Here is a 23,508-nt window from a genome sequence, read left to right on the forward strand (position 1 = left end):
GTTGCATTTACCGTGAAAGTATACCATTTACCAACCTGAATTCATGGCCATGAAACATATCTGTGTTAGTTCACGACTTAGTTTCAAGGCCCTCATGGCTACGATGGGTTCTTACAGCCAAAAAAAAAGAGCCCTGAGGCTCTTTTTTCCGCAGACCCGTAAAACGGGTTCACTTATTGGTGGGTCGTGAAGGATTCGAACCTTCGACCAATTGGTTAAAAGCCAACTGCTCTACCAACTGAGCTAACGACCCATAGCTGGATGCCGGCCTTGCTTCCGGCGAACAACGGTACATATAACCGAGGTACATATGACCGATATTCTGCGTTTGGTGGGTCGTGAAGGATTCGAACCTTCGACCAATTGGTTAAAAGCCAACTGCTCTACCAACTGAGCTAACGACCCAAACGAGGCGCATATAGTACTGATATTTCGGCGCTGATCAACCCCTTTCTTGGGGATTCACTAACTTTTTTAAGGATCTGATCAAGATACCATCAACTGGATCAATCGGTGACCAAATTCAGGCAGACGCCAGAAACTTGCGGGCAAGATCCGCGGCACCGGTATTCGGGTAACGATCGACAACACTTTGCATCCTGCGCTTTGCTTCTTCTTTCTCACCAAGCCGGTCCAGCGTTACGCCCAGCTTATAAACGGCGTCTGCTGCTTTGCGATGATCATTGAAACGGGTCGCGACAATGGTAAATGCCTGCTTTGCCTGCTCCAGCTTGGGCTCTGCCAGATACACTTCACCAAGCCAGTAATAGGCGTTAACGGTCAAGTCACCTTCGGGGTACTGGTCGATGAATTCATACAATTGGCTGATCGCGGTATCGAACTCTTTCTTGTTGCGGATCAGATCGATAATGGCGTTATAGGATTCCCGTTCCTCCGCGCCCGGAGAACGATAGACTCTGGCCGGCGCTGAACGCCCGCTTTCGGCGGACTGACCAGATTCCGCTGTTGTGGCTGAGCCACCAGCAGGTTTGCTTTCAACGGTTTTCGAGAGCTCCAGAATCCGCTGATCAAGATCCACGTATCGGTCACGACTTTGCTGCTGCAACTGGCCGATCTGATGCTGCTGCTCCTCCACCTGGCCCTGCAACCTGCGCACATTAGCCTGGAGTTGTTGAATCATGTAAAACAATTCTGCCGTGGCCTGGTTATTACCCGACTTGCGCTGGGCCTCGGAGCTGTTGTTCTGGAACGCGGGTGTGGACGACTGTGCCAGACTGACTCCCGCCAGGCCAAGGCCCAGCGGGAACAGCACTGTCGCCATGAGCAGTTTTCTCATGGGACCTTCCGGTAGTTATCTTCGATTACTGGAACACCAGCTCTACGCGACGGTTCTGTGCCCATGCGCTTTCAGATGAGCCATGCACCGCGGGCTTTTCTTCACCATAGCTTACGGTTTCAAGCTGGCCGCGGGAAGCACCGTTTACGATCAGGAAACGCTGAATGGCACTGGCGCGACGCTCGCCCAGGGCCAGGTTGTATTCTTTGGTGCCGCGCTCATCGGTATGACCTTCAAGGCGCACGTTTTGACGCGGGTTGTCGGCCAGGAAACGAGCGTGAGCGATCAGCACATCCCGAGCTTCCTGTTTGATTTCTGAAGTATCGAAATCGAAGTAGAAGACGGTGATGTTACGCAGAGCCACCTGTTCGGCTTCCTGCTGAGCCGCCTGGCGCTGATCATCAGACAGGTCGGAAGACGAAACGCCCTCGCCATCCATGCCGCCATAAACGGTAGAACCGCCTTCCTGATCAATGGCAGCAACATCAGAACCGTAGGTTCCGTCCTCCATGGTATCCCCTGTAGAGCTACAGCCGGCTACCAGACCAACAGACAACAACATTGCAAACGCTTTGGACTGTACTGAAAATTTCATGTATGCACTTCCTTTTTTCAACTTGGATTTATTAAACAACAACAGGATCAACGAACGATAGGACCCCAGGCCGGCTCACGCACATCGCCGTCTGCCGCTGGCAGGCTGTATGCCGCTCCGCCGTTCGCTGACACCACGGTAAGCACGCTGGTACCGTTTCGCTGGGTGGCGTAAATCAACATGCGTCCGTTTGGCGAAACGCTTGGTGACTCATCCGATTCGGTTCGGGTTATGACCGACTCCTCACCGCTTTTCAGATTGATTCGGGCAATGTGGAACGCCCGGTTTCTTTGATGAACGTAGTAGACGTACTCGCCTTTGGCATCCGGGCGGGCGCGGGCGTTGTAGCGACTGCCGAAGGTTATGCGTTTTGGCTCAGCACCCAGGCGCTCCATGTGGTAGATCTGCGGCCCACCGGAACGATCAGAGGTAAAGAAGATACCCTTGCCGGTATGGTCCCAGGCGCCTTCTGTATCAATCGCCCAATGATTGGTCAGCCGGGTCAGATTGCCCGACGCGATGTCCAATCGATAAATCTCGGCGTTGCCATCTTTCGACAGAGTCAACAACAGGGACTTACCATCCGGAGACCAGGCGGGTGCCGAATTCAGCCCGGGGAAATCTGCTGCTTTCTTACGCTCACCGGTGGCCAGTTCATGGGTGAACACCACTGGCTTACCTGTTTCGAACGAGACATAGGCCAATTGCTTGCCATCTGGCGACCAGGCCGGAGAGAGAATCGGCTCCTGGCTTTCCAGGCGGACCCTGGCACGTTTTCCGTCCAGATCACTCACCTGCAGGCGGTAGCGGGTGTCATTACCGGTTCTGTTGAGGGTGATGTAAGCCAGCTTGGTCGAAAACACGCCCGGATCGCCGGTGATTGCTTCGTATACCCGGTCACTGATGTGGTGAGCCAGAGTTCGTACGCTATTGACCGAAGCGCCGGCGGTTTCGCCAAGAATGCGCTGCTCCCGGTTAACGTCGAACAACTCGTACCTCGCCTCAATGCGATCACCTGACCGGTTCAACTGGCCCACCAGAACATAGCGTTGCCCGAGCATGCGCCAGTCACGGAAATACACCTCCGAACGCTGCGCAGGCAAGCTGAGCATTCTGGACGGCTCAAGTGGGCGGAATTCGCCACTCATGGTGAGATTTGCCTGAACAATACTGCTGACCTTATCACCAGCAGGCATGGCCCCGCTCTCAGCGAAGGGCACTACCGCAATTGGAATGGCGGAGTCGGCACCTTCGGTAATACGGATCAGCAATTCTGCTCTTGCGCTGCCCGCAACCAGCATGAACAGGACCAGTGCCGTCAGCGCAGTGGCGAGAGGAAATCCCTGGCGATAAGCGTTATGTGTATTCAAAGTCATAGGCCTCACCGCAACCGTTGCGGGTTAAATTCAATGGTGAACTGGCGGAAGTAGCGCTCAAACGTGTTGCGGTCTGAGGACACCGGATACCGGCTCAATGATCGGACTGCACCCAGCGCCGAGTTATCAAACGCGGTATTTCCGCTAGTGCTGACCAGCCTCGCGCTGACCAGTTCCCCGGTCGGCAGCAGAGTTATCTGGATTCGCGCCGTCATATCCTCGGTGGCGGAGGACGGCGGGTACCAGGCCTGACTCAGCCGTTCCCGAATAAGCGACTGATATTTTTCGCTTTCTGAAAGCATCTGCGCGTCACGGGCACGAGCTGCGGCAGCCTCCTGTTGACGGCGCGCCTCCGCTTCACGGGTACGTTGTGACTCGTCCGCCAGGGCCTCGAGCTGCTGTTCTCTCAAACGGCGTTCGGCTTCCTGGCGCTTTCGTTCCGCCTCTTGCCGGGCAACTTCTTCCTGACGCTTGCGTTCTGCCTCTTCCTGCTTACGCCGTTCTTCCTGGCGCCGCTGCTCTGCTTCGGCCTTACGCTGTGCTTCTTCCTGGCGGCGGCGCTCTTCTTCTGCCCGCTGACGCTCGCGTTCCTTGGCCTCAGCTTCGGCCCGCTGCCGGGCCGCTTCCTGCTCCCGGGATTGCTGTTCAGCACGCTCACGAGCCCGAGCTTCCTGCCGCTTCTGTTCTTCTTCGCGCTGCTTCGCCTGGGCCTGAGATGCCGCTTGCGCTTGCCGCTCTGCTTCCAGGCGCGCTTGCTCTTCCCGACGCCTGCGCTCGGCCTCTTCCTGCTGACGCTCTCTCTCCTGTTGCTGGCGCCGCTCCTGCTCAAGATCGCGTTGATCCTGCTCGTCCACCACCGGGCTGGGCCGCGGTTCCGGGCTGACCAAGCGCGCGGAAATCAACGTGGGTTCGGGTTCAGACACCGGCGACGTCCAGGACCAGCCTGCAAGGGCTACCCCCATAATCAACAGGTGCAAGGCAACCGACATCACCACCGGTGATTTCAGCGGTGCTGGTTCGGTACTGATAATTTCCCGCTTATGACCCTTCACAAAAATAATGCCACCCTGTTACGGCCGTTCCCGGGGCGTGTCGGTAATCAAACCAACACCGGTTGCGCCCGCGGCCTGGAGTTCCGCCATCAGCCTGACGACAACGCCGTACTCCACGAATTCGTCACCCCGAACCAGCACTTCGCCATTGGTGCGCTGCGACAGGATCTTGGCAACCTGCTCTCTGACCTCCGCCAGTGACATAGGGTCGCCACTTCGATCACCCACCTCCAGGTAATAAGCGCCATTGCTGTCCACCGACACCGTAATGGATTCCACATCCTTGTCCTGCTGAATCGGATCCGATGTGGTCTGGGGCAAGTCGACTTTCACGCCCTGGGTCAGCATAGGCGCGGTCACCATAAAGATCACCAACAGCACCAGCATAACGTCGATATAAGGCACTACGTTGATCTCTGACATCGGCTTGCGCCGGTCCTGGGACATCATGCCTTTCATGCCGCTCATTCCGTTAACCTCCCGCTACCGATCAGTGCCATCAGGCAGCCTGATCGTTGTTGTGCACACGCCGGTGCAGAATGCTGGAAAACTCCTCGGCAAAGGTTTCGTAGTTCTTCAACAGGGCATCCGACATCGCCGAAAAGCGGTTATAGGCAATAACAGCTGGAATCGCTGCAAACAGACCCATGGCGGTAGCGATCAAGGCCTCCGAAATACCGGGCGCCACGGTTGCCAGGGTTGCCTGCTGGACCTGAGCAAGACCACGAAACGAGTTCATGATGCCCCAGACGGTACCAAACAAGCCCACGTAGGGACTGGTTGAACCCACCGTTGCCAGGAACGGCAGATGCATTTCCAGCCGCTCCTGCTCGCGTGAAAACGCAACCCGCATGGCCCGCTGAGTGCCTTCCATAACGGCATCGGCATCCCGGCTTTGCTGGCGCAAACGGGAGAATTCCTTGAAACCGGCACGGAACACCGATTCCATACCGGAAAAGGGCGTGGGATCTGCATTGACCTCTTTATAAAGCTGGCCCAAATCCATGCCGGACCAGAACCGCTCCTCAAACGCCAACTGCGACTGCTTTGCCTTCCGGAACACCTGAACACGCTGAAAAATCAACGCCCAGGACACCACCGATGCCAGCGCCAGCAACAGCATGACCAATTGCACCAGAATCCCGGCATTGGCAATCAGATACCAGACTGAAAGTTCCGCTTCCACTGTGTACTCCCAACTAAGTTTGTATGCTTTTCAATAAATTATATTGAATTCTTAAGAATGCTGTGCATATTTTCAGGCAATCGCCGTGGCCGCCCGGTGTCCAGGGCGATGCAGGCAACCCGCACCTCGGCCTCACACAAAAGCTGGCGGTCAGTCGCCCTGAACACCTGCTGCCGAAAACTCATCCACACCCGCGACGACGCAATCGGCTGCGCGCTGACCAACACCTGGTCATCCAGCCTGGCCGGCACCAGATAGTGCAGACTCATGCGTTGCACCACATAACTGATGTTATCTTCCAAACCGGCCCGCAAGCCAACACCCTGACTTCGTACCCATTCGGTCCGCGCCCGCTCCATGTAATGAAGATACTTGGCGTGGAAGACGATACCACCGGCGTCGGTATCTTCAATATAGACCCGGATAGGCAGCTCAAAAACATCTTTGGACCCGCCTTCAGTCAAAAGAGCTTTCCTCCCTGCCCGTCTTTGGCGGTACCACGCCAAAATGCTGATAGGCGCTGGACGTCACCATCCGCCCTCTTGGTGTCCGTAACATATAGCCTTGCTGGATCAGAAACGGCTCCAGAACATCCTCGATGGTGCCCCGTTCCTCACTGATGGCGGCAGCCAGGCTTTCGACCCCAACCGGGCCACCGTCAAATTTCTCGATCATCGCCAGCAAAAGCCGTCGGTCCATGTGATCAAAGCCCTGGCTGTCGACTTTCAGCATGTTCAGAGCCTGATCGGCAATGTCGGCCGTGATCCGGCCATCCGCCCGCACTTCTGCGTAATCCCTCACCCGCCGGAGAAGGCGATTGGCGATCCGCGGCGTGCCACGAGACCGACGGGCAATCTCAAAGGCCCCGGCATTATCAATGGATACTGACGACAAACGCGCAGAACGGGTGATGATGTGGGTCAAATCCTCAGTATTGTAAAACTCGAGCCGTTGAACAATGCCGAAGCGATCGCGCAAGGGAGAGGTCAGCAGCCCGGCGCGAGTGGTCGCACCAACCAGCGTAAACGGTGGCAGATCCAGCTTGATCGAGCGGGCGGCCGGACCCTCGCCGATCATGATATCCAGCTGGTAGTCTTCCATGGCCGGATACAGCACTTCCTCAACGGCGGCGCTCAGGCGATGAATTTCATCAATGAACAGGACATCGCCTTCCTCGAGGTTGGTCAGCATCGCGGCCAGATCACCGGCTTTTTCGAGTACCGGCCCGGAGGTGGTTTTGATCGCCACCCCCATCTCATTGGCAATGATATTCGCCAGCGTGGTTTTGCCAAGACCCGGCGGGCCAAAAATCAGGACATGATCCAGCGCTTCCTGCCGCGCGCGCGCAGCGGAAATAAAGATTTCCATCTGCTCCCGGACCGTTGGCTGACCAACATACTCAGACAGCAAGGTGGGGCGAATGGCCCGGTCGTACACTTCTTCGTAGTCGCCGCTCTTTGCTGATATCAGTCGGTCGGATTCAATCATGGCATTATCCGCTTGCTGGGAATAAACAACGTGCCCACCTGTTCAGCCTGACGCTCGGGATGCACCAATTGTACAAAGGGCATTGTGGGAGTCACGTTACGCTCTCTACACATTGGTGTCATGAGGCGACAGAAAAAGCCGGGAATGTGAAAAACTACCCGACCGGTATCATATTGCGCAAGGCAAGACGGATCAGCGCCTCGCTGGTCATGTCGGGCTCAGCCACTTTGGCGATTGCTCTGGCCGCCTCCTGAGGCTTATAGCCGAGTGAAATCAGCGCTGATTCGGCCTCTTCTCTCGGATCATGGCCCGCCACCGGCACAACCTGAGGAGTGCCAGATGCCGTCACTCCGGGCACTGAGGGGATAAACTGACCTTCCAGCTGACCAATCCGGTCGGCCATTTCAATCAGCAGGCGCTCTGCGGTTTTCTTGCCAACGCCCGGCAGCTTGACCAGCGAGTTGATATCGCGAGCCTCGACACACCGGATGAACTGTTGCGCGTCGAGGCCTGAAAGAATCCCGACCGCTAACTTTGGCCCCACACCGTTGACCTTGATCAACAGACGAAACAGGTCCCGATCCAGACGAGAAGCGAAGCCAAACAGGCTCTGGGCATCTTCCCGGACGGCAAAATGAGTGTGCAGGGTGACTTCCTGCCCGGTTTCAGGCAAGTGAAAGAAGGTGGTGTAAGGAATATCAATTTCGTAACCCAGCCCGGCACACTCAACCAGTGCATGGCCCGGAGTTTTTTCTAAAAGCAATCCTCGGATACGACCAATCAAAGCAGGTCTCCTGTGGCTGTCGTGAACCAGTTATTGTCGCCGAACACGCCCGCCCCTGGCTTTGGCACCGACGCCGGCCAGTTTGAGCATGCTCTGATTCATGTGGGCGTGGCACAAAGCGATAGCCAAGGCATCGGCAGCGTCCGCCTGAGGCTTTCGTGAAAGGGCCAGCAGGGTCTGCACCATATGCTGAACCTGGGCTTTATCAGCACCACCGGTACCGACAACTGCCTGTTTGACCTGTCGGGCTGAGTATTCATGTACCGCAAGCCCACTATTGGCAGCCGCGACAATGGCGGCGCCCCGAGCCTGCCCCAATTTGAGTGCAGAATCCGGATTGCGCGCCATGAACACCTGCTCAATGGCAAACTCTTCCGGGCGGTATTCGCCGATCAGCACGGCCAGACTGTGGAAAATGGTTTGCAGGCGCTCGGCCATGGGTTTCTCACCCACCCGAATGCAGCCGCTGTCGATATATTCGATATGGCGGCCGTCGATACGGATGATGCCGTAGCCGGTGATTCGGGAACCAGGATCTACGCCCAGGATGATTGCCATCCGTCTTCCCTCAGAGGTGCACTCGTCAAACCTGTACGTTCGGCCGGGAGCAGATGCACCACTCCCGGCCTTGAGCACTTACTCGGTGTCTTCTGCCTTGTTGCCTTCGACAGGCTTGGCGGAACGACGCAGACGAATGTGCAGCTCTTTCAACTGTTTTTCGTCCACTGCACCCGGCGCCTGGGTCATCAGACAGGTGGCACTCTGGGTTTTCGGGAAGGCAATCACGTCACGAATAGACGACGAACCGGTCATCAGCATCACCAGACGGTCCAGACCAAAGGCCAGACCACCGTGCGGCGGGCAACCGAACTTGAGCGCGTCCAGCAGGAAGCCAAACTTGGCGCGGGCCTCGTCTTCTTCAATGCCCAGAATGCGGAAGACGGTTTCCTGCATGTTGCCATCATGGATACGGATGGAGCCGCCGCCAAGTTCGGTGCCGTTCAGCACCATGTCGTAGGCGCGGGACAGGGCGTTGGCCGGGTCTGCCGACAATTGTTCCGGGCTGCACGAGGGTGCGGTGAACGGGTGGTGAATCGCGGTCAGGCCGCCGTCGGAGGTTTCCTCGAACATCGGGAAATCGACAACCCACATTGGTGCCCACTCGCAGGTCAGCATGTCCAGATCGTGGCCTACCCGGATGCGCAGTGCGCCCAGCGCTTCGTTCACCACGGTAGCCTTATCGGCACCGAAGAACACGATGTCGCCATCTTCGGCTCCCACGCGTTCGATGATGGCCAGGGCAACGTCATTGCCCAGGAACTTCACAATGGGAGACTGCAGGCCTTCGGCACCTTTGGCCAGTTCGTTGACCTTGATGTAAGCCAGGCCTTTGGCGCCATAAATGCCGACAAACTTGGTGTAATCATCAATCTGCTTGCGACTGAGCACGCCACCCTTGGGCACGCGCAGGGCTGCAACGCGGCCTTTCGGGTCTTTGGCGGGACCGGCGAAGACTTTGAAGTCTACGCTCTCAACCAGGTCACCGACGTCCAGCAGTTCCAGCGGGATACGCAGGTCTGGCTTGTCGCTGCCGTAGCGCTGCATAGCTTCGGCATACGGCATGCGCGGGAAGTCCGGCAGCTCGACATCCAGCACGTCTTTGAACAGCGAACGAATCATGTCTTCGTTCAAACTCATCAGGGTCTCTTCGTCAATGAAGGAGGCCTCGATGTCGACCTGGGTAAACTCTGGCTGACGGTCTGCCCGCAGGTCTTCGTCGCGGAAACATTTGGCGATCTGGTAGTAACGGTCAACGCCAGACACCATCAGCATCTGCTTGAACAGCTGCGGCGACTGCGGTAGCGCGAAGAACGAGCCTTCGTGGGTCCGGCTCGGCACCAGGTAATCGCGGGCGCCTTCTGGCGTGGCCCGGGTCAGGATGGGAGTTTCCACATCCATGAAACCGCGGCTGTCCAGGAAGTTACGGATGTAGCTGGTTACCCGGGAGCGGAAGCGCAGGCGGTTGATCATTTCCGGGCGACGCAGGTCGATAAAGCGGTAGCGCAGGCGAACATCTTCACCTACATCTACGTGTTCGTCGAGCGGGAACGGCGGGGTGGCGGCAGCGTTCAGGATAACCAGTTCTTTACCCAGCAGTTCTACCTGGCCGGTCGGCATGCTGTTGTTTTCAGTACCGGCGGGGCGACGACGCACGCGACCGGTGATTTTGACCACAAATTCGCTACGGACTTTTTCGGCCAGACTAAAGCTCTCTGGGGTGTCTGGGTCAATAACCACCTGAGAGATGCCATCCCGATCCCGCAGATCCAGGAATATAACCCCACCATGGTCACGGCGGCGGTGTACCCATCCACAGAGTGTTACTTCCTGATCAATGTGAGATTCGTTGATCCCACCGCAATAATGACTGCGCATATCGGTTCCCGTTACGTTTGATGTATTCAAAATTTGTGCGTTACCTACCGCACCAGGTGGGGCCGGCCCCACCCGGCGCTACATTATTCATCGCCGCTCAAAAAAAGTGTTGCGCCCATCGCGGAAAAGCCGCCCATTATAAACATAATGCCACTGAAAATCAGGCGTAACCCGATGCATTTGAGACGTGCGGATGACTCCTTGATAGCTGACGGCTAGAATGCAGGGTTTCAGCAGTAAACGGAGCAAAACAATTGGCCACCAGAGCAGAGCAGAAACTGAAAACCCGGCGGGCGCTGATGGATGCCGCCCTGGCGCAATTGAGCGCGGACCGGGGCTTTGGCAGCCTGAGTTTGCGGGAGGTGGCCCGGGAAGCTGGCATTGCCCCGACGTCGTTTTACCGGCACTTTTCGGAGCTGGATGAGCTGGGCCTCGCGCTGGTAGACGAAGGCGGCGTGGCGCTGCGTCAACTGATGCGCCAGGCCCGCAAGCGGATTGCGCGGGACGGCAGCGCCATTGCGACGTCGATTGACACCTTCATGGAGTATCTGGGCAACAACTCGAACCTGTTCCGGTTGATGCTGCGGGAACGCACCGGGGTGTCCAAGCCGTTCCGTACTGCCGTCAAAGCCGAGATTGATCATTTTGTTACCGAGCTGGCCGATGATCTGCACCGGTTTGCCGATGAGCAGAGCAAGCCCATAGCCGATGCCCGTATCGTTGCTGAGGCGATGGTAACACTGGTGTTTAACCAGGGCGCCGAAGCATTGGATGCGACACCCAAAGAACGGGAAGAGTTGAAAGCCAAACTGAAAACCGAATTGCGGATGATTCTGGTAGGCTCCCAGACCCTGGCGCAGTGGCAGCAGGGCCGGGAGTAATTAATCGGCGAGTCAGGCCAGCTTGTGCAATACCGGATGGAGGCTGGCGATAACCTCCGCCAGCTCCTGCTCACTGTAGGGTACCGGTGCCTGCTTACCCCAGACCGGGCCGGGCCAGGCGGGATCATCGTCAAAACGAACGATGTGGTGCAGGTGCAGCTGCGGCACCATGTTGCCCAAGGCCGCCACGTTCATTTTGTCGCCACGGAACAACTCCATCATACCCTTACTCAGGGCCGAGGATTCCTCAATCAACCTTAGCTGTTGCCCATGCTCCAACTGGTAGATTTCCCGGATGTCGGGCACCGCCGGCACCAGGATAAGCCAGGGCCAGGTGCTGTCGTTCATCAGGCGTATTTCACACAATCGGGAATAGCCCAAGCTATGTGTATCCTCTGCCAGCCTTTCGTGTAGCTGAAACATCACCTGGCCCCCGTGCGGTTAACCTGCTGAGTGGAACTGGTTACGGCCCCGGCCGATGGCGTAGTAAATCAGACCATAGCGCTCAAGCATTTCCGGCTCGTACAGGTTACGACCATCAAACACCGCAGGCTGCTTCAATGTGCCTGCAATCATGTCGAAGTCTGGTGAGCGGAATTCTTTCCATTCGGTGCAGATCGCCAGTACGTCAGCGCCTTTCAGGGCTTGCTCTTTGGTGCCACACAGAGTCAGGCCATCGTGATCGCCGTAGATGCGCTGGGTTTCTTCCATGGCTTCCGGATCAAAGGCCTGTACAGTGGCTCCGGCTTTCCAGAGATCTTCCATCAGAGTTCTGGAGGATGCCTCTCGCATGTCATCGGTGCTCGGCTTGAATGACAAGCCCCATAGCGCAACCACTTTGCCGTTCAGATCGCCCTGGAAGTAATGGCTGATTTTATCAAACAGCACGTGCTTCTGGTCGTAGTTCACCGCTTCTACGGCGGTCAGCAATTTGGCATCGTAGCCACAGTCACGGGCAGTCCGGGCCAGGGCCTGGACGTCTTTCGGGAAGCAGGAGCCGCCGTAACCACAGCCGGGGTAAATAAAATGGTAGCCAATGCGCGGGTCGGAGCCAATGCCACGACGAACCGCCTCGATATCGGCACCCAGACGCTCGGCCAGGTTGGACATTTCGTTCATGAAACTGATTTTCGTGGCCAGCATGGAGTTGGCCGCGTATTTCGTTAGCTCGGCCGAACGAATGTCCATGAAGATCATGCGGTCGTGGTTGCGGTTGAATGGGTAGTAAACCTCCTTCAACACGTCTGCCGCCTGCTCGCTATCAGTCCCGATCACGATACGGTCCGGCTTCATGAAGTCGTTGATCGCCGCCCCTTCCTTCAGAAATTCCGGATTGGAGACCACATCAAAATCCAGCTCCAGGCTGCGATGGTCCAGTTGCGCCCTGACCGCTGCCTTGACTTTGTCGCCGGTGCCCACGGGCACCGTGGACTTGTCGACCACCACCTTGTAGTCGTCCATGTATTGACCAATGGACTTGGCGACCGCCAGCACGTATTGCAGGTCAGCAGAGCCGTCTTCATCGGGCGGCGTGCCAACCGCGATGAACTGAAGGGTGCCATGCCTGACGGCTTCTTCGGCATCCGTGGTAAACGACAGACGGCCAGCTTCAACCGTGTGTTTTACAATGGTATCGAGCCCGGGCTCATATATCGGAATCTGGCCATTTTTCAGCTTATCAATCTTGCCATGGTCCACGTCCATGCACAGCACGTTATGGCCCACGTCTGCCAGGCAGGCACCGGTGACCAGGCCTACGTATCCGGTTCCGAAAATCGTAATCTTCATCAAATTCTTCCTGAAATTCGCTGGTTAATAGTCTTACCGGGAAGTCTTTTTCTTCTGCCAGATGGTTTCCCAGGCAAGCGCGGTACGCACGATGGTGTTGAGGTCATCGTAATCCGGCTGCCAGCCCAGAACGTCTTTGATCCGAGTGTTGTCTGCCATCAAAGCGGCGGGGTCTCCGGCCCGACGGCCGGTTTGCTCGACCGGGAATGACACGCCCGATTCGGTTTTCACCACGTCAATGACTTCCTGCACGGTAAAACCAAGGCCGTAGCCGCAGTTCAACACCTGAGACTCTCCGCCACCGGCCATGTAATCGAGGGCCATCACGTGCGCCTTGGCCAAGTCTTCAACATGGATGTAGTCGCGAATGCAGGTGCCGTCGCGGGTGTCGTAATCCGTCCCGAACACGCTCATACCCTCACGCTGGCCGGTGACGCATTCGCACGCGACCTTGATCAGATGGGTGGCTTCCGGCGTCGCCTGCCCCAACAGCCCTTCCGGGTTAGCCCCGGCGACATTGAAGTAGCGCAGGATAACGTAATTGAGGTCTGATGCGGCCGCCAGATCCATGATCATGCGCTCGCTCATCATCTTCGAGGCGCCGTAGGGATTGATCGGCGCCAACGGCAAATCTTCGGTCAACACGGTCTGCTCGGGCATGCCGTACACCGCCGCCGTTGAGGAGAACACCATCGACGGTATCTTGTGGCGCTCCACGGCTTTGAGCAGGTTCAGGGTGTTGCGAGTGTTGTTGCTGTAGTACTTGAGAGGGTTGGCGACGGACTCGGGCACCACAATGTTGGCGGCAAAATGCAGAACCGCCTCGAACTGATGGCCAGCAAAGACGGCTTCGAGAGCGGCCTCATCCGCAAGATCACCCACCACCAGCTCACCGGCGGTCACAGCCCATCGATAGCCGGTGGAGAGGTTGTCGAACACCACGATATCGTGGCCTGCCTGTGCCAACTGGCGTACAACGTGGCTACCGATGTAACCGGCACCGCCGGTAACGAGAACTTTCATAGGCAATTGCTTCCCTTCCCTGAGTTTTGTTGGCGGCGCTCCCGGATTTCCCGACGGCGCCGGCTGAAGAATTCGGATATAACCTGTCCGCATTGCTCGGCCATTACACCGTATGCCACCTCTACCCGCCAGTTCAGGTGCGGCTCTTCCAGCGTTCTGCGGGCGGACTCTACTGCACCCGCTTTCGGCTCAGCAGCCCCGTAAACCAACCGACTGATACGGCCGTGAACAATAGCCCCCACACACATGGTGCAGGGCTCAAGCGTGACGTACAAGGTTGCGCCCGCCAGCCGGTAGTTGCCAACCCGGGCCGAAGCGTCCCGGATGGCAAGAACCTCAGCATGGGCAGTCGGATCGCAGCCAGAAATTGGGGCATTAAATCCTGTGCCGATTTCCTTGCCGTCAAGAACCACCACCGCTCCTACCGGCACTTCGCCAAGCCTTGCGGCCTGGCTGGCCAGTTCCAGCGCGCGCTCCATCCAGTGCTGATCGTCGGCGGCCCTGCTCACAATCACTTATCTCCGGTACCTTACCGGCCGCTTATTCCCACTCAATGGTGGCGGGCGGCTTGGACGAAATATCGTAGGTTACTCGGGACACGCCCGAAATTTCGTTGATAATCCGGTTGGATACGGTCTCCAGCAGATCGTACGGCAGGCGCGCCCAGCGTGCGGTCATGAAGTCCACCGTTTCCACCGCGCGGATAGCAATCACATACTCGTAACGACGGGCGTCACCCACCACACCCACCGACTTGACCGGCAGGAACACGGCAAACGCCTGGCTGGTCTTATGGTAGAGATCGGCGCGGTGCAGCTCCTCCAGGAAGATGGCGTCGGCACGGCGCAGGATCTCCGCGTACTCCTTCTTGACCTCACCCAGAATCCGTACGCCCAAACCCGGGCCCGGGAACGGATGACGATAAACCATATCGTACGGCAGCCCCAGCTCCAGGCCAATCTTGCGCACTTCGTCTTTAAACAGTTCGCGCAGCGGCTCAACCAGCTTCAGCTTCATGGTTTCCGGCAAGCCACCCACATTGTGGTGCGACTTGATGACATGCGCTTTACCGGTTTTGGAGGCCGCGGATTCGATCACGTCCGGATAAATGGTGCCCTGGGCCAGCCAGTTCACATCCTGGATTTGGGTAGCGTGCTCATCAAACACATCAATAAAGGTATTGCCGATCACTTTCCGCTTCTGCTCCGGGTCATTCACACCCTTGAGCTTGGACAGGAACAGCTCTTCAGCATCGGCCCGGATCACTTTCACGCCCATGTTACTGGCGAACATATCCATGACCTGATCGCCTTCGTGCAGGCGCAACAGGCCGTTATCAACGAACACACAGGTCAGCTGGTCGCCGATAGCCTTGTGTAGCAGCGCCGCGGTAACCGAGGAGTCAACACCCCCGGACAGGCCCAGCAGCACCTTGTCGCTGCCCACTTGCTCGCGAATCTGGCGAACGGCATCATCGACTATCTTGGCTGGAGTCCAGAGCGCTTCACAACCACTGATATTCAGGATGAAGTGCTCAAGAAGCCGCTTACCCTGCAGAGTGTGAGTCACTTCCGGATGGAACTGTACGCCATAGAGGTTTCGGCTGAGATCCTGCATTGCCGCAATTGGTGCGCTTTCGGTAGAGGCCAGCAGCTCGAAACCCTCGGGCATCACCACGACCTTGTCACCATGGCTCATCCAGACATCCAGCAAAGATTCGCCCGCAGGTGTCAGGTGATCGGTAATGTCCTGCAACAGCGGCCCTTTGGCCCGCACCTTGACCTGAGCATAACCGAACTCACGCTTGTCGGAACTGGCCACCCGGCCACCAAGCTGTTCTGCCATGGTCTGCATGCCGTAGCAGATACCCAGCACCGGAATTCCCTTGTCGAACAAGCCTTCCGGAGCTCGCGGGCCACCCAGTTGTGTAACCGATTCCGGGCCGCCGGCAAGAATAATGCCCTTGGGGTTGAACGCTTTCAGTTCGTCGTCGGTGATATCAAAGGCCTTGATTTCACAATACACGCCAATTTCGCGCACGCGGCGAGCAATCAGCTGAGTGTACTGGGAACCGAAATCGAGAATCAGGATACGGTGGTCGTGAATGTTCTGAGCCATGGAGTCCTCGGGCTGTTAAGAAACAACACGGCCCGGAAACCGGGCCGTGTCAGTTCAGGCAAAGATTAACCGATTCGGTAGTTGGGAGCTTCTTTGGTGATAGTCACGTCGTGGACGTGGCTCTCACGCATACCGGCATTGGTAATCCGGACAAATTCCGGTTTGGTGCGCATTTCTTCCATGGTTGCGCTACCGGTGTAACCCATGGAGGCCCGCAGACCACCCATCAGCTGGTGAACGATGTTGCGCATCGGACCTTTGCAGGCCACTCGGCCTTCGATACCTTCCGGAACCAGTTTCTCAATACCCTTACTGGCATCCTGGAAGTAACGATCGCTGGAACCTTGCCCCATGGCGCCGATTGATCCCATACCACGGTATGCTTTATAGCTTCGGCCCTGGAACAACTCAATCTCCCCCGGTGCCTCGTCGGAACCCGCCAGCAGGCTGCCGATCATTACACTGTGAGCCCCGGCGGCGATGGCCTTGGCAATGTCACCAGAGAAGCGGACGCCACCATCGGCAATAACCGGCACACCACGATCATTCAGCGCAGCGGCCACATTGGAAACCGCTGAAATCTGGGGTACACCGATACCAGCCACAATACGGGTGGTGCAGATAGACCCGGGGCCAATACCTACTTTTACCGCGTCTGCACCGGCATCGGCCAGGGCAATGGCAGCCGCAGAGGTGGCGATGTTACCGCCGATCACCTGCACATCCGGGTAGTTTTCTTTCACCCAGCGAACGCGATCGATAACGCCTTTCGAATGGCCGTGGGCAGTATCAACCACGATGACGTCGACGCCGGCCTCTGCCAAGGCCGCCACACGGGCTTCAGTGTCGCCACCAGTACCGACCGCAGCACCCACACGCAAGCGACCTTGCTCATCTTTACAGGCCAACGGGTAATCCTTGGCTTTCTGAATATCTTTAACGGTAATCAGACCGCGCAGCTCAAAGTCATCGTTAACCACCAGCACTTTCTCGATTCGGTGCCGGTGCAGCAACTCTTTTACATCTTCCAGGCTGGCGCCTTCTTTGACGGTGACCAGACTGTCCTTCTTGGTCATGATATCCCGAACCAGGGTGTCCATGCGGCTTTCAAAGCGGATATCACGGCCGGTCACAATACCGACCAGATCGCGGCCATCGACCACGGGCAAGCCCGAAATGTTGTTAGCCATGGTGATGTCCACCAGCTCACGCACGGTAGTGTCTGGCGTCACCGTGATGGGGTCTTTCACCACACCACTCTCGTATTTTTTGACCTTACGCACAGCAGCAGCCTGCTGCTCTGCCGACATATTCTTGTGCATAATACCGATGCCGCCTTCCTGGGCCATCGCGATGGCCAGGTCGGCTTCAGTGACCGTATCCATCGCCGACGACACCAACGGAATGTTCAGGGTGATGCCTTTGGTCAGCCGGGTTTGAAGATTGACCTGATGGGGAAGAACTTCGGAATATCCGGGCACAAGCAGAACGTCGTCAAACGTGAGGGCTTCTTCGGCAATACGCAGCATTGGGATCCGCCTTTTGAACATGCTAAGTTGGGAGTTTCTTCGCTGCACCCGCGGCGGTGCAACAAAGCAAAATCCTTAATCGATCTATTATAAAGTGGTGGCTGCGGACAGTAAACCGCGAGGTTTTTGCCAACTGATTGCATCTTTTTGAATTTCCGTTATTTTTACCAGCCTCTCGGCTATTGCGTATGAATGACCTCGGAGTATTTTCTTTGACTGAACCTTACCCGGATACTCGCCCAAGAGCCCTCACCGTCAGCGAACTGAATCATCAGGCCAGGCATTTGCTGGAATCCAGTTTTATGCAGGTTTGGGTTGAAGGTGAGCTGTCCGGGTTTTCCAAACCGTCGTCCGGGCACTGGTACTTTTCTTTAAAAGACCAGAAATGCCAGATTCGCTGCGCCATGTTCCGGGGCGCAAACCAGCGTATCCGCCCCCTGCCCCGTGAAGGCGACCAGATCCGGATTCGCGGCAAGGTGACGCTCTATGAAAACCGCGGCGATTTTCAAATTATCGTCGAGCACATGGAGCCGGCCGGGTTAGGCGCCTTGCAACAGGCGTTCGAAGCTCTGAAGCTGAATTTGCAATCCGAAGGACTGTTCGATCCCGCCCGGAAAAAACCGATTCCGCCAACACCCCGCCATATTGGCGTGGTGACTTCGCCTACCGGGGCCGCCATACACGACATTCTGACCGTGCTGGCCCGGCGCTGCCCCGCGATTCCGGTGACGCTTTACCCCACCGCCGTTCAGGGCCAGCCAGCGACTGCCAACATTGTCCGCGCCATCGAACAGGCGCAGCGTCATGGTGTCGCAGACGTTCTGATCATTGGTCGCGGTGGCGGCTCACTGGAAGATCTCTGGTGTTTCAATGAAGAGTCGGTCGCCAGAGCGATCGCCAGCTGCTCAATTGCCACCGTCAGTGCCGTCGGCCATGAAGTGGACGTGACCATTGCCGATTTTGTTGCAGACCTCAGAGCACCGACGCCTTCTGCAGCGGCTGAAAAAATCTCTCCGGATCAGCTGCAGTGGCTACGCCGGCTTCGCGAACAGGAAATACGACTTGGTCAGTCTGCGCGCCGATTGTTCCAGCGCCTGGACTCCCAGCTCGGCCACCTTGCCGCGCGCCTGAGGGATCCGCGCAGGGAGTTACAGGATAAGGCTCAGCGTATGGACGAACTGGACGTGCGCCTGAACAAAGCCATCGGCCAACAACTCGCCCAGATTCAACTCAAGACCAACCACCTCAGCCAGCGACTGGCCACCCAATCGCCACGCAAAAACCTGATCACGGCCCGTGAGCAAATAACCCGGCTCAATGAACGACTGGAAACCGCCATTCAGTACCAGCTCAGGCAGCAGCAGGAATACCTGCAGCACACGGCCCAGACCCTGAATGTTGTCAGTCCGCTGGCCACCCTGGGACGAGGTTACGCGATTGTAAGGGACGACCAGAATCAGATCGTTCGAGACGCCAGCCAACTCAGTACCGACAAGTCCATCACCGCCCGGCTTGGCCGGGGCACCGTTCGGGCACAGGTGACAGAGGTCAACTCAGATACCGATTGACCGGCCAATACTAGGTAACTTCGCCTATGGTCTAGTAGTCACGGTTTTTAAAGGTCCTACAGTTGTGCATATCAATCACAGAACAAAAACAGCACAACTGAGGTGGCAAGCATGAACTACCACTCCGAGTTCCGCCGGTCGATCGATCAACGGGATGACTTCTGGCGCGAACAAGCTCAGGATATCGACTGGATCGAATTCCCGAAAACCATCTGGCAGGCACTCGACAACGGTCATGGCCAGTGGTTCCCTGACGGCACGCTCAACACCAGTGATGTTGCGCTAGATGCCAATATTCGTGCCGGTCGCGGTCAGCAGACAGCGCTGATTTACGACTCTCCGGTTACCGATACCCAGCAACGCTTCACCTACACCGAATTGCGCGATGAAGTGGCCCGGTTTGCCGGTGCGTTGCGCGCCCGCGGCGTAGAAAAAGGCGACCGGGTTATTCTCTATATGCCGATGATCCCGCAGGCAGCCATTGCCATGCTGGCCTGCGCACGCCTGGGCGCCGTTCACTCGGTAGTGTTCGGAGGCTTTGCCGCACACGAGTTGGCCGTGCGAATCGAAGATGCCCAGCCGAAAGCGGTGATTACCGCGTCCTGCGGTATCGAAGTGGCCAAGGTCATTGAATACAAGCCTCTGGTAGACAAAGCCATTGAACAGTCCAGCCACAAGCCCGAGCTGTGCGTGGTCTATCAACGACCACAGGTTACGGCAACCCTGCAGGATGGCCGTGACTATGACTGGGATGCCATCACCGCCAACGCGGAGCCGGCGGAGCCGGTACCTGTCAAATCAACCGACCCGCTCTACGTTTTGTACACCTCCGGCACCACCGGTAAACCCAAAGGCGTGGTGCGCGACAATGGCGGCCATGCAGTGGCCCTCAAGTACAGCATGAAGCTGGTTTACGACGCCACGCCCGGTGATGTGTTCTGGGCTGCCTCAGACGTCGGCTGGGTAGTTGGCCACAGCTACATCGTTTACGCGCCCCTGTTTAGCGGCTGCACCACCATTCTCTATGAAGGCAAGCCGGTAAGAACACCAGACGCCGGCGCCTTTTGGCGGGTGGTTCAGGATCACAAGGTGAACATGCTGTTCACTGCACCGACCGCGTTCCGGGCGGTTCGCAAGGAAGATCCGGAAGCGGATCAACTGAACCGCTACGACGTGTCGTCGCTCAAACGTATTTTCCTGGCCGGTGAACGGCTGGATCCACCCACTTACGAGTGGCTAAAAGAGCATACTGGCCTGCCGATTCTTGACCACTGGTGGCAGACCGAGACCGGCTGGGCCATCTGCTGCAACCCGGTTGGCATCGAGATGATGGCCACCAAGCCGGGTTCGGCAACAGTACCCTCGCCGGGCTTCAATGTTCAGGTCGTCGATATGGCAGGCAGTCAGATACCGGCCGGTGAGCAAGGCCAGATAGCGGTCAAACTTCCTCTCCCTCCCGGCTGCCTGATGACCGTTTGGGGCGACGACAAGCGCTTCCAGAGCAGCTACCTGGATCCGATTCCCGGCTTTTACAGCTCCGGTGATGGCGGCTATATCGATGACGACGGCTACGTCTTTATCATGGGTCGCACGGACGACGTGATCAACGTTGCCGGCCACCGCCTGTCCACTGGCGAGATGGAAGAAGTGGTCGCCTCACACCCGGCCATCGCCGAGTGTTGCGTGGTCGGCGCTCACGACGATATGAAAGGCCAGATTCCCATTGGCCTGGTATTAATCAAAGACGGCGCCACCATTGACCAGGACGAGCTTGAAGAAGAGCTGGTCGACATGGTTCGGGAGAAGATTGGTGCGATTGCCTGCTTCCGGCGCGCCATTGTGGTGGACCGGCTGCCGAAAACGCGTTCCGGCAAGATTTTGCGTCGGATCATTCGGCAGATTGCCGACGGCGAGACGTACAACGTTCCCAGTACCATTGACGACCCGGCAATCCTGGAAGAAATAAGCGAGAAGTTCGGGCGCTGAACTGACCGTCGACAAATCAACACAACTCCGTCTTGAACCTGGGCGGAGCTGTGTTTCATTATGATGACAACCATCTGTTTTTTAAGCACTTAATGCCTAAGATGAATCATTAAAAAAATAATTGACGCCCCCTGAACTCAGTCTATACTAAAAATTGCTGTGATCCTCTGCAGCGGTATTTGGCGAATGCGTTTCAACGTCCTGCCCAAGGCTTTTCGTTGCACTTCCTCAGTACGCTCCGGATTTTCCAGCGACGGCTTCCGCCCTGGCAGAAGCCTCGTCCGCACAGGCATTCAGTTTGTGTCGGAAAAGAACGTCCGTGAGGGCAAAATTTCAGTAAGACAGGAAAGATCGATGTCCGATACCAAGACTGGCCACGTAAAGTGGTTCAACGAATCCAAGGGCTTTGGCTTCATTGCTCAGGAAGGCGGCACTGACGTTTTCGTTCACTACAGTGCAATCAATGCAGGTGGATTCCGTACTCTGGCTGAAGGCCAGCAGGTACAGTTCACCGTTACTCAGGGTCCGAAAGGCCCACAGGCGGAAAACGTAACCCCGATGTAATCGGTTATGTTAACTGCCGGATGCCCCTCACGGGCAGACGGATTAACAACGGCCAGCAATATTGCTGGCCGTTGTTGTTTTGATCTGCTGTTTTGATCTGCTGTTTTGATCTGAGCGGCTGTTTTGGCCAGGCCATCAGGCCTGAGCCGCCTCTACTGCACCCGCAGCCTCTGTACTCATAGCCTCACCAGCCACCGCCTGCGCTACCGCCGAGAACAACGCCTGCAAGGTAGCCGAGGTTGTGTCTTCCGCCAGCGCAGCAGCGCTGCAGTGCTGACCATTGGCGGTCAGGCGGATACAGGCCAGCGCGTTGGCGTTGGTACCCTCACCTAACGCAAACTCGTCGTAAGCCTCGACCGCAACCGTCACCCCGAAGCGTTTTGCCAGCGCATCAGACACCGCCTCGACCGCACCCAGACCACGGCCCTCCAGCATCACCGGGGACACATCCCGGCCCATCACGACCTCGGCCCGAACGCCATCCTGGTCGCGATGCAGATCATAAGAACGCAACGCCCAGTCGGCATGGACCTTCAGATACCGATCATCAAACAACCGGTGAATGGTGAGGGAATCGATTTCACCGCCGTTGGTTTCGGCCTCCTGCTGTACCACCTTGCTGAACTCGATCTGCAACCAGCGCGGCAGACTGATCTTGTAGTCACGCTCCAGCACATAAGCCACTCCGCCTTTGCCAGACTGACTGTTGATGCGCACCACCTCTTCATAGCGCCGGCCCAGATCAAACGGATCAATCGGCAGATAGGCGACATTCCACGCCTGCCCTTCCTGGCGCAGCGACAGGCACTTGCGAATAGCGTCCTGGTGGCTGCCAGAAAACGCAGTAAACACCAGTTCACCGGCGTAGGGATGGCGTGGGTGGGTCGAGATTTCGGTGCAGGCTTCAACCACATCGGTAATCTCAGCCATGCCGGAAAGATCAAGCGTCGGATCAATGCCCTGGGAATAGAGGTTCATGGCCATGGTGACCAGGTCCATGTTACCGGTTCGCTCACCGTTACCCATCAGGGTACCCTCAACCCGGTCTGCACCCGCCATCACCGCCAGTTCGGCCGCCGCTACCGCGCAGCCCCGGTCGTTGTGGGTATGCACACTGATACTAAGGTGCTCACGGTAACGGATGTTTTCACAGATCCACTCCACCTGATCAGCAAACACATTGGGGGTGGCCATCTCGACCGTGGCGGGCAGGTTGATGATCACCGGCTGGCCCTGGTCCGGGCGCCAGACCTCAGTCACCGCATTAATGACTTCTGCCGCGTAATCCAGTTCGGTGCCGGTAAAGCTTTCCGGCGAATATTGAAAGGTCCAGTCGGTATCCGGGTAACGACTTGCGATCTCCTTGACCACGGTGGCGCCCCTGACGGCGATAGCACGGATGCCTGCCTGGTCCAGACCAAACACCTGCTCACGCTGTACGGTAGAGGTAGAGTTGTACACATGCACAACGGCCTTCTGTGCACCTTCCAGTGCCTGGTAGGTGCGCTCAATAAGCTCTGGCCTTGCCTGGGTGAGCACTTGAATCTTCACATCATCGGGAATTCGGTTTTCTTCGATCAGCTTGCGACAAAAATCAAAGTCCGGCTGACTGGCGGCAGGAAACCCGATCTCGATTTCCTTGAAGCCAAGCTTGACCAACAGATCGAACAGCCGCTGCTTCTGGGCGACGGACATGGGCTTGACCAGAGCCTGGTTGCCATCGCGCAGGTCTACCGCACACCAGGTGGGCGCTTTTTCAATGACCTGATCCGGCCAGCGACGGTCTTTCTTCGCTACCGGTTTGAAGGCGGAGTATTTTCGATGATCAAAGGCCATA

General features: G+C 57.1%; 21 protein-coding genes, 2 tRNA genes and 1 pseudogene. 4 read left to right on the forward strand and 20 right to left on the reverse strand.

From position 1 onward, the window contains the following. Window positions 1-177: 177 nt before the first annotated feature. The 13 genes from C7H08_RS15670 to aspS form a co-directional block, all read right to left on the reverse strand. Window positions 178-253: transfer RNA gene (locus C7H08_RS15670), tRNA-Lys, on the reverse strand. Between the two features lie 76 nt (window positions 254-329). Next, window positions 330-405: transfer RNA gene (locus C7H08_RS15675), tRNA-Lys, on the reverse strand. A gap of 118 nt (window positions 406-523) precedes the next feature. Further along, window positions 524-1,297 carry a tol-pal system protein YbgF gene (ybgF, locus tag C7H08_RS15680; RefSeq protein ID WP_106673168.1) on the reverse strand — a complete coding sequence of 258 codons (774 nt, stop codon included), beginning with the start codon at window positions 1,295-1,297 and terminating at the stop codon, window positions 524-526. A gap of 25 nt (window positions 1,298-1,322) precedes the next feature. Further along, on the reverse strand, window positions 1,323-1,892 hold the full coding sequence (gene pal / locus C7H08_RS15685; protein WP_106673169.1) for a peptidoglycan-associated lipoprotein Pal: 570 nt from the start codon (window positions 1,890-1,892) through the stop codon (window positions 1,323-1,325). Window positions 1,893-1,939: 47 nt separating this feature from the next. After that, window positions 1,940-3,193, reverse strand: a complete 1,254-nt coding sequence (tolB, locus tag C7H08_RS15690) for a Tol-Pal system beta propeller repeat protein TolB (protein WP_243411451.1) — start codon at window positions 3,191-3,193, stop codon at window positions 1,940-1,942. Window positions 3,194-3,273: 80 nt separating this feature from the next. Further along, window positions 3,274-4,263: a cell envelope integrity protein TolA gene (gene tolA, locus C7H08_RS15695; protein ID WP_106673620.1), complete on the reverse strand. Its 990-nt coding sequence runs from the start codon at window positions 4,261-4,263 to the stop codon at window positions 3,274-3,276. A gap of 75 nt (window positions 4,264-4,338) precedes the next feature. Next, window positions 4,339-4,788, reverse strand: a complete 450-nt coding sequence (gene tolR, locus C7H08_RS15700) for a protein TolR (RefSeq protein WP_106673171.1) — start codon at window positions 4,786-4,788, stop codon at window positions 4,339-4,341. 31 nt (window positions 4,789-4,819) lie between these two features. Next, complete coding sequence (gene tolQ, locus C7H08_RS15705; RefSeq protein ID WP_106673172.1) at window positions 4,820-5,506, reverse strand: protein TolQ; 687 nt, start codon at window positions 5,504-5,506, stop codon at window positions 4,820-4,822. A gap of 38 nt (window positions 5,507-5,544) precedes the next feature. Then, complete coding sequence (gene ybgC, locus C7H08_RS15710; RefSeq protein ID WP_106673173.1) at window positions 5,545-5,970, reverse strand: tol-pal system-associated acyl-CoA thioesterase; 426 nt, start codon at window positions 5,968-5,970, stop codon at window positions 5,545-5,547. Further along, a complete protein-coding gene (ruvB, locus tag C7H08_RS15715) occupies window positions 5,963-6,994 on the reverse strand; it encodes a Holliday junction branch migration DNA helicase RuvB (RefSeq protein ID WP_106673174.1) in 1,032 nt (343 codons plus the stop codon). The genes ybgC and ruvB overlap by 8 nt, the downstream gene beginning before the upstream one ends. 154 nt (window positions 6,995-7,148) lie before the next feature. After that, window positions 7,149-7,778: a Holliday junction branch migration protein RuvA gene (gene ruvA, locus C7H08_RS15720; protein ID WP_106673175.1), complete on the reverse strand. Its 630-nt coding sequence runs from the start codon at window positions 7,776-7,778 to the stop codon at window positions 7,149-7,151. Between the two features lie 30 nt (window positions 7,779-7,808). After that, window positions 7,809-8,336: a crossover junction endodeoxyribonuclease RuvC gene (ruvC, locus tag C7H08_RS15725; protein WP_106673176.1), complete on the reverse strand. Its 528-nt coding sequence runs from the start codon at window positions 8,334-8,336 to the stop codon at window positions 7,809-7,811. A 78-nt stretch (window positions 8,337-8,414) separates the two neighbouring features. Continuing rightward, the gene (aspS, locus tag C7H08_RS15730; protein WP_106673177.1) at window positions 8,415-10,214 is read right to left on the reverse strand and encodes an aspartate--tRNA ligase; all 1,800 of its coding nucleotides are present in this window, start codon (window positions 10,212-10,214) and stop codon (window positions 8,415-8,417) included. A 254-nt stretch (window positions 10,215-10,468) separates the two neighbouring features. Between aspS and fabR the strand changes: the two genes are divergently transcribed. Beyond that, window positions 10,469-11,095, forward strand: a complete 627-nt coding sequence (gene fabR, locus C7H08_RS15735; protein ID WP_106673178.1) for an HTH-type transcriptional repressor FabR — start codon at window positions 10,469-10,471, stop codon at window positions 11,093-11,095. 12 nt (window positions 11,096-11,107) lie between these two features. On the opposite strand, the gene C7H08_RS15740 is transcribed toward fabR, so the two are convergent. The 6 genes from C7H08_RS15740 to guaB form a co-directional block, all read right to left on the reverse strand. Continuing rightward, window positions 11,108-11,518, reverse strand: a complete 411-nt coding sequence (locus C7H08_RS15740; RefSeq protein WP_106673179.1) for an HIT domain-containing protein — start codon at window positions 11,516-11,518, stop codon at window positions 11,108-11,110. A gap of 18 nt (window positions 11,519-11,536) precedes the next feature. Next, complete coding sequence (locus C7H08_RS15745; protein ID WP_106673180.1) at window positions 11,537-12,883, reverse strand: UDP-glucose dehydrogenase family protein; 1,347 nt, start codon at window positions 12,881-12,883, stop codon at window positions 11,537-11,539. Between the two features lie 33 nt (window positions 12,884-12,916). Then, window positions 12,917-13,906 (reverse strand): UDP-glucose 4-epimerase GalE, encoded by a 990-nt coding sequence (galE, locus tag C7H08_RS15750; RefSeq protein WP_106673181.1) that lies wholly within the window; start codon window positions 13,904-13,906, stop codon window positions 12,917-12,919. Next, on the reverse strand, window positions 13,903-14,415 hold the full coding sequence (gene tadA, locus C7H08_RS15755) for a tRNA adenosine(34) deaminase TadA (protein WP_106673621.1): 513 nt from the start codon (window positions 14,413-14,415) through the stop codon (window positions 13,903-13,905). The genes galE and tadA overlap by 4 nt, the downstream gene beginning before the upstream one ends. A gap of 31 nt (window positions 14,416-14,446) precedes the next feature. Beyond that, a complete protein-coding gene (gene guaA, locus C7H08_RS15760; RefSeq protein ID WP_106673182.1) occupies window positions 14,447-16,024 on the reverse strand; it encodes a glutamine-hydrolyzing GMP synthase in 1,578 nt (525 codons plus the stop codon). A gap of 65 nt (window positions 16,025-16,089) precedes the next feature. After that, on the reverse strand, window positions 16,090-17,553 hold the full coding sequence (gene guaB / locus C7H08_RS15765; RefSeq protein WP_106673183.1) for an IMP dehydrogenase: 1,464 nt from the start codon (window positions 17,551-17,553) through the stop codon (window positions 16,090-16,092). A gap of 188 nt (window positions 17,554-17,741) precedes the next feature. Between guaB and xseA the strand changes: the two genes are divergently transcribed. The 3 genes and pseudogenes from xseA (at window position 17,742) to C7H08_RS15780 (ending at window position 21,671) form a co-directional block, all read left to right on the forward strand. Then, window positions 17,742-19,121: an exodeoxyribonuclease VII large subunit gene (xseA, locus tag C7H08_RS15770; RefSeq protein ID WP_106673184.1), complete on the forward strand. Its 1,380-nt coding sequence runs from the start codon at window positions 17,742-17,744 to the stop codon at window positions 19,119-19,121. A gap of 90 nt (window positions 19,122-19,211) precedes the next feature. Further along, a pseudogene (locus C7H08_RS15775) lies at window positions 19,212-21,107 on the forward strand (propionyl-CoA synthetase); the annotation flags it as partial. A 354-nt stretch (window positions 21,108-21,461) separates the two neighbouring features. After that, entirely contained in the window at window positions 21,462-21,671 is a 210-nt protein-coding gene (locus tag C7H08_RS15780; RefSeq protein WP_106673186.1) for a cold-shock protein, read from the forward strand. A gap of 135 nt (window positions 21,672-21,806) precedes the next feature. On the opposite strand, the gene leuA is transcribed toward C7H08_RS15780, so the two are convergent. Continuing rightward, a complete protein-coding gene (gene leuA, locus C7H08_RS15785) occupies window positions 21,807-23,507 on the reverse strand; it encodes a 2-isopropylmalate synthase (RefSeq protein ID WP_106673187.1) in 1,701 nt (566 codons plus the stop codon). Window position 23,508 lies beyond the last annotated feature (1 nt).

Origin of the sequence: Marinobacter halophilus (assembly GCF_003007685.1) — a bacterium.
Lineage (GTDB): Bacteria > Pseudomonadota > Gammaproteobacteria > Pseudomonadales > Oleiphilaceae > Marinobacter > Marinobacter halophilus.

Coding starts and splice junctions, on each gene's coding strand:
- xseA (WP_106673184.1), top strand. CDS start 17,742: ATGAATGACCTCGGAGTATTTTCTTTGACTGAACCTTACCCGGATACT.
- C7H08_RS15740 (WP_106673179.1), bottom strand. CDS start 11,518: ATGTTTCAGCTACACGAAAGGCTGGCAGAGGATACACATAGCTTGGGC.
- galE (WP_106673181.1), bottom strand. CDS start 13,906: ATGAAAGTTCTCGTTACCGGCGGTGCCGGTTACATCGGTAGCCACGTT.
- leuA (WP_106673187.1), bottom strand. CDS start 23,507: ATGGCCTTTGATCATCGAAAATACTCCGCCTTCAAACCGGTAGCGAAG.
- guaA (WP_106673182.1), bottom strand. CDS start 16,024: ATGGCTCAGAACATTCACGACCACCGTATCCTGATTCTCGATTTCGGT.
- aspS (WP_106673177.1), bottom strand. CDS start 10,214: ATGCGCAGTCATTATTGCGGTGGGATCAACGAATCTCACATTGATCAG.
- C7H08_RS15780 (WP_106673186.1), top strand. CDS start 21,462: ATGTCCGATACCAAGACTGGCCACGTAAAGTGGTTCAACGAATCCAAG.
- C7H08_RS15745 (WP_106673180.1), bottom strand. CDS start 12,883: ATGAAGATTACGATTTTCGGAACCGGATACGTAGGCCTGGTCACCGGT.
- tolB (WP_243411451.1), bottom strand. CDS start 3,193: ATGCTGGTTGCGGGCAGCGCAAGAGCAGAATTGCTGATCCGTATTACC.
- pal (WP_106673169.1), bottom strand. CDS start 1,892: ATGAAATTTTCAGTACAGTCCAAAGCGTTTGCAATGTTGTTGTCTGTT.
- tolR (WP_106673171.1), bottom strand. CDS start 4,788: ATGAGCGGCATGAAAGGCATGATGTCCCAGGACCGGCGCAAGCCGATG.
- ruvB (WP_106673174.1), bottom strand. CDS start 6,994: ATGATTGAATCCGACCGACTGATATCAGCAAAGAGCGGCGACTACGAA.
- ybgF (WP_106673168.1), bottom strand. CDS start 1,297: ATGAGAAAACTGCTCATGGCGACAGTGCTGTTCCCGCTGGGCCTTGGC.
- ruvC (WP_106673176.1), bottom strand. CDS start 8,336: ATGGCAATCATCCTGGGCGTAGATCCTGGTTCCCGAATCACCGGCTAC.
- guaB (WP_106673183.1), bottom strand. CDS start 17,553: ATGCTGCGTATTGCCGAAGAAGCCCTCACGTTTGACGACGTTCTGCTT.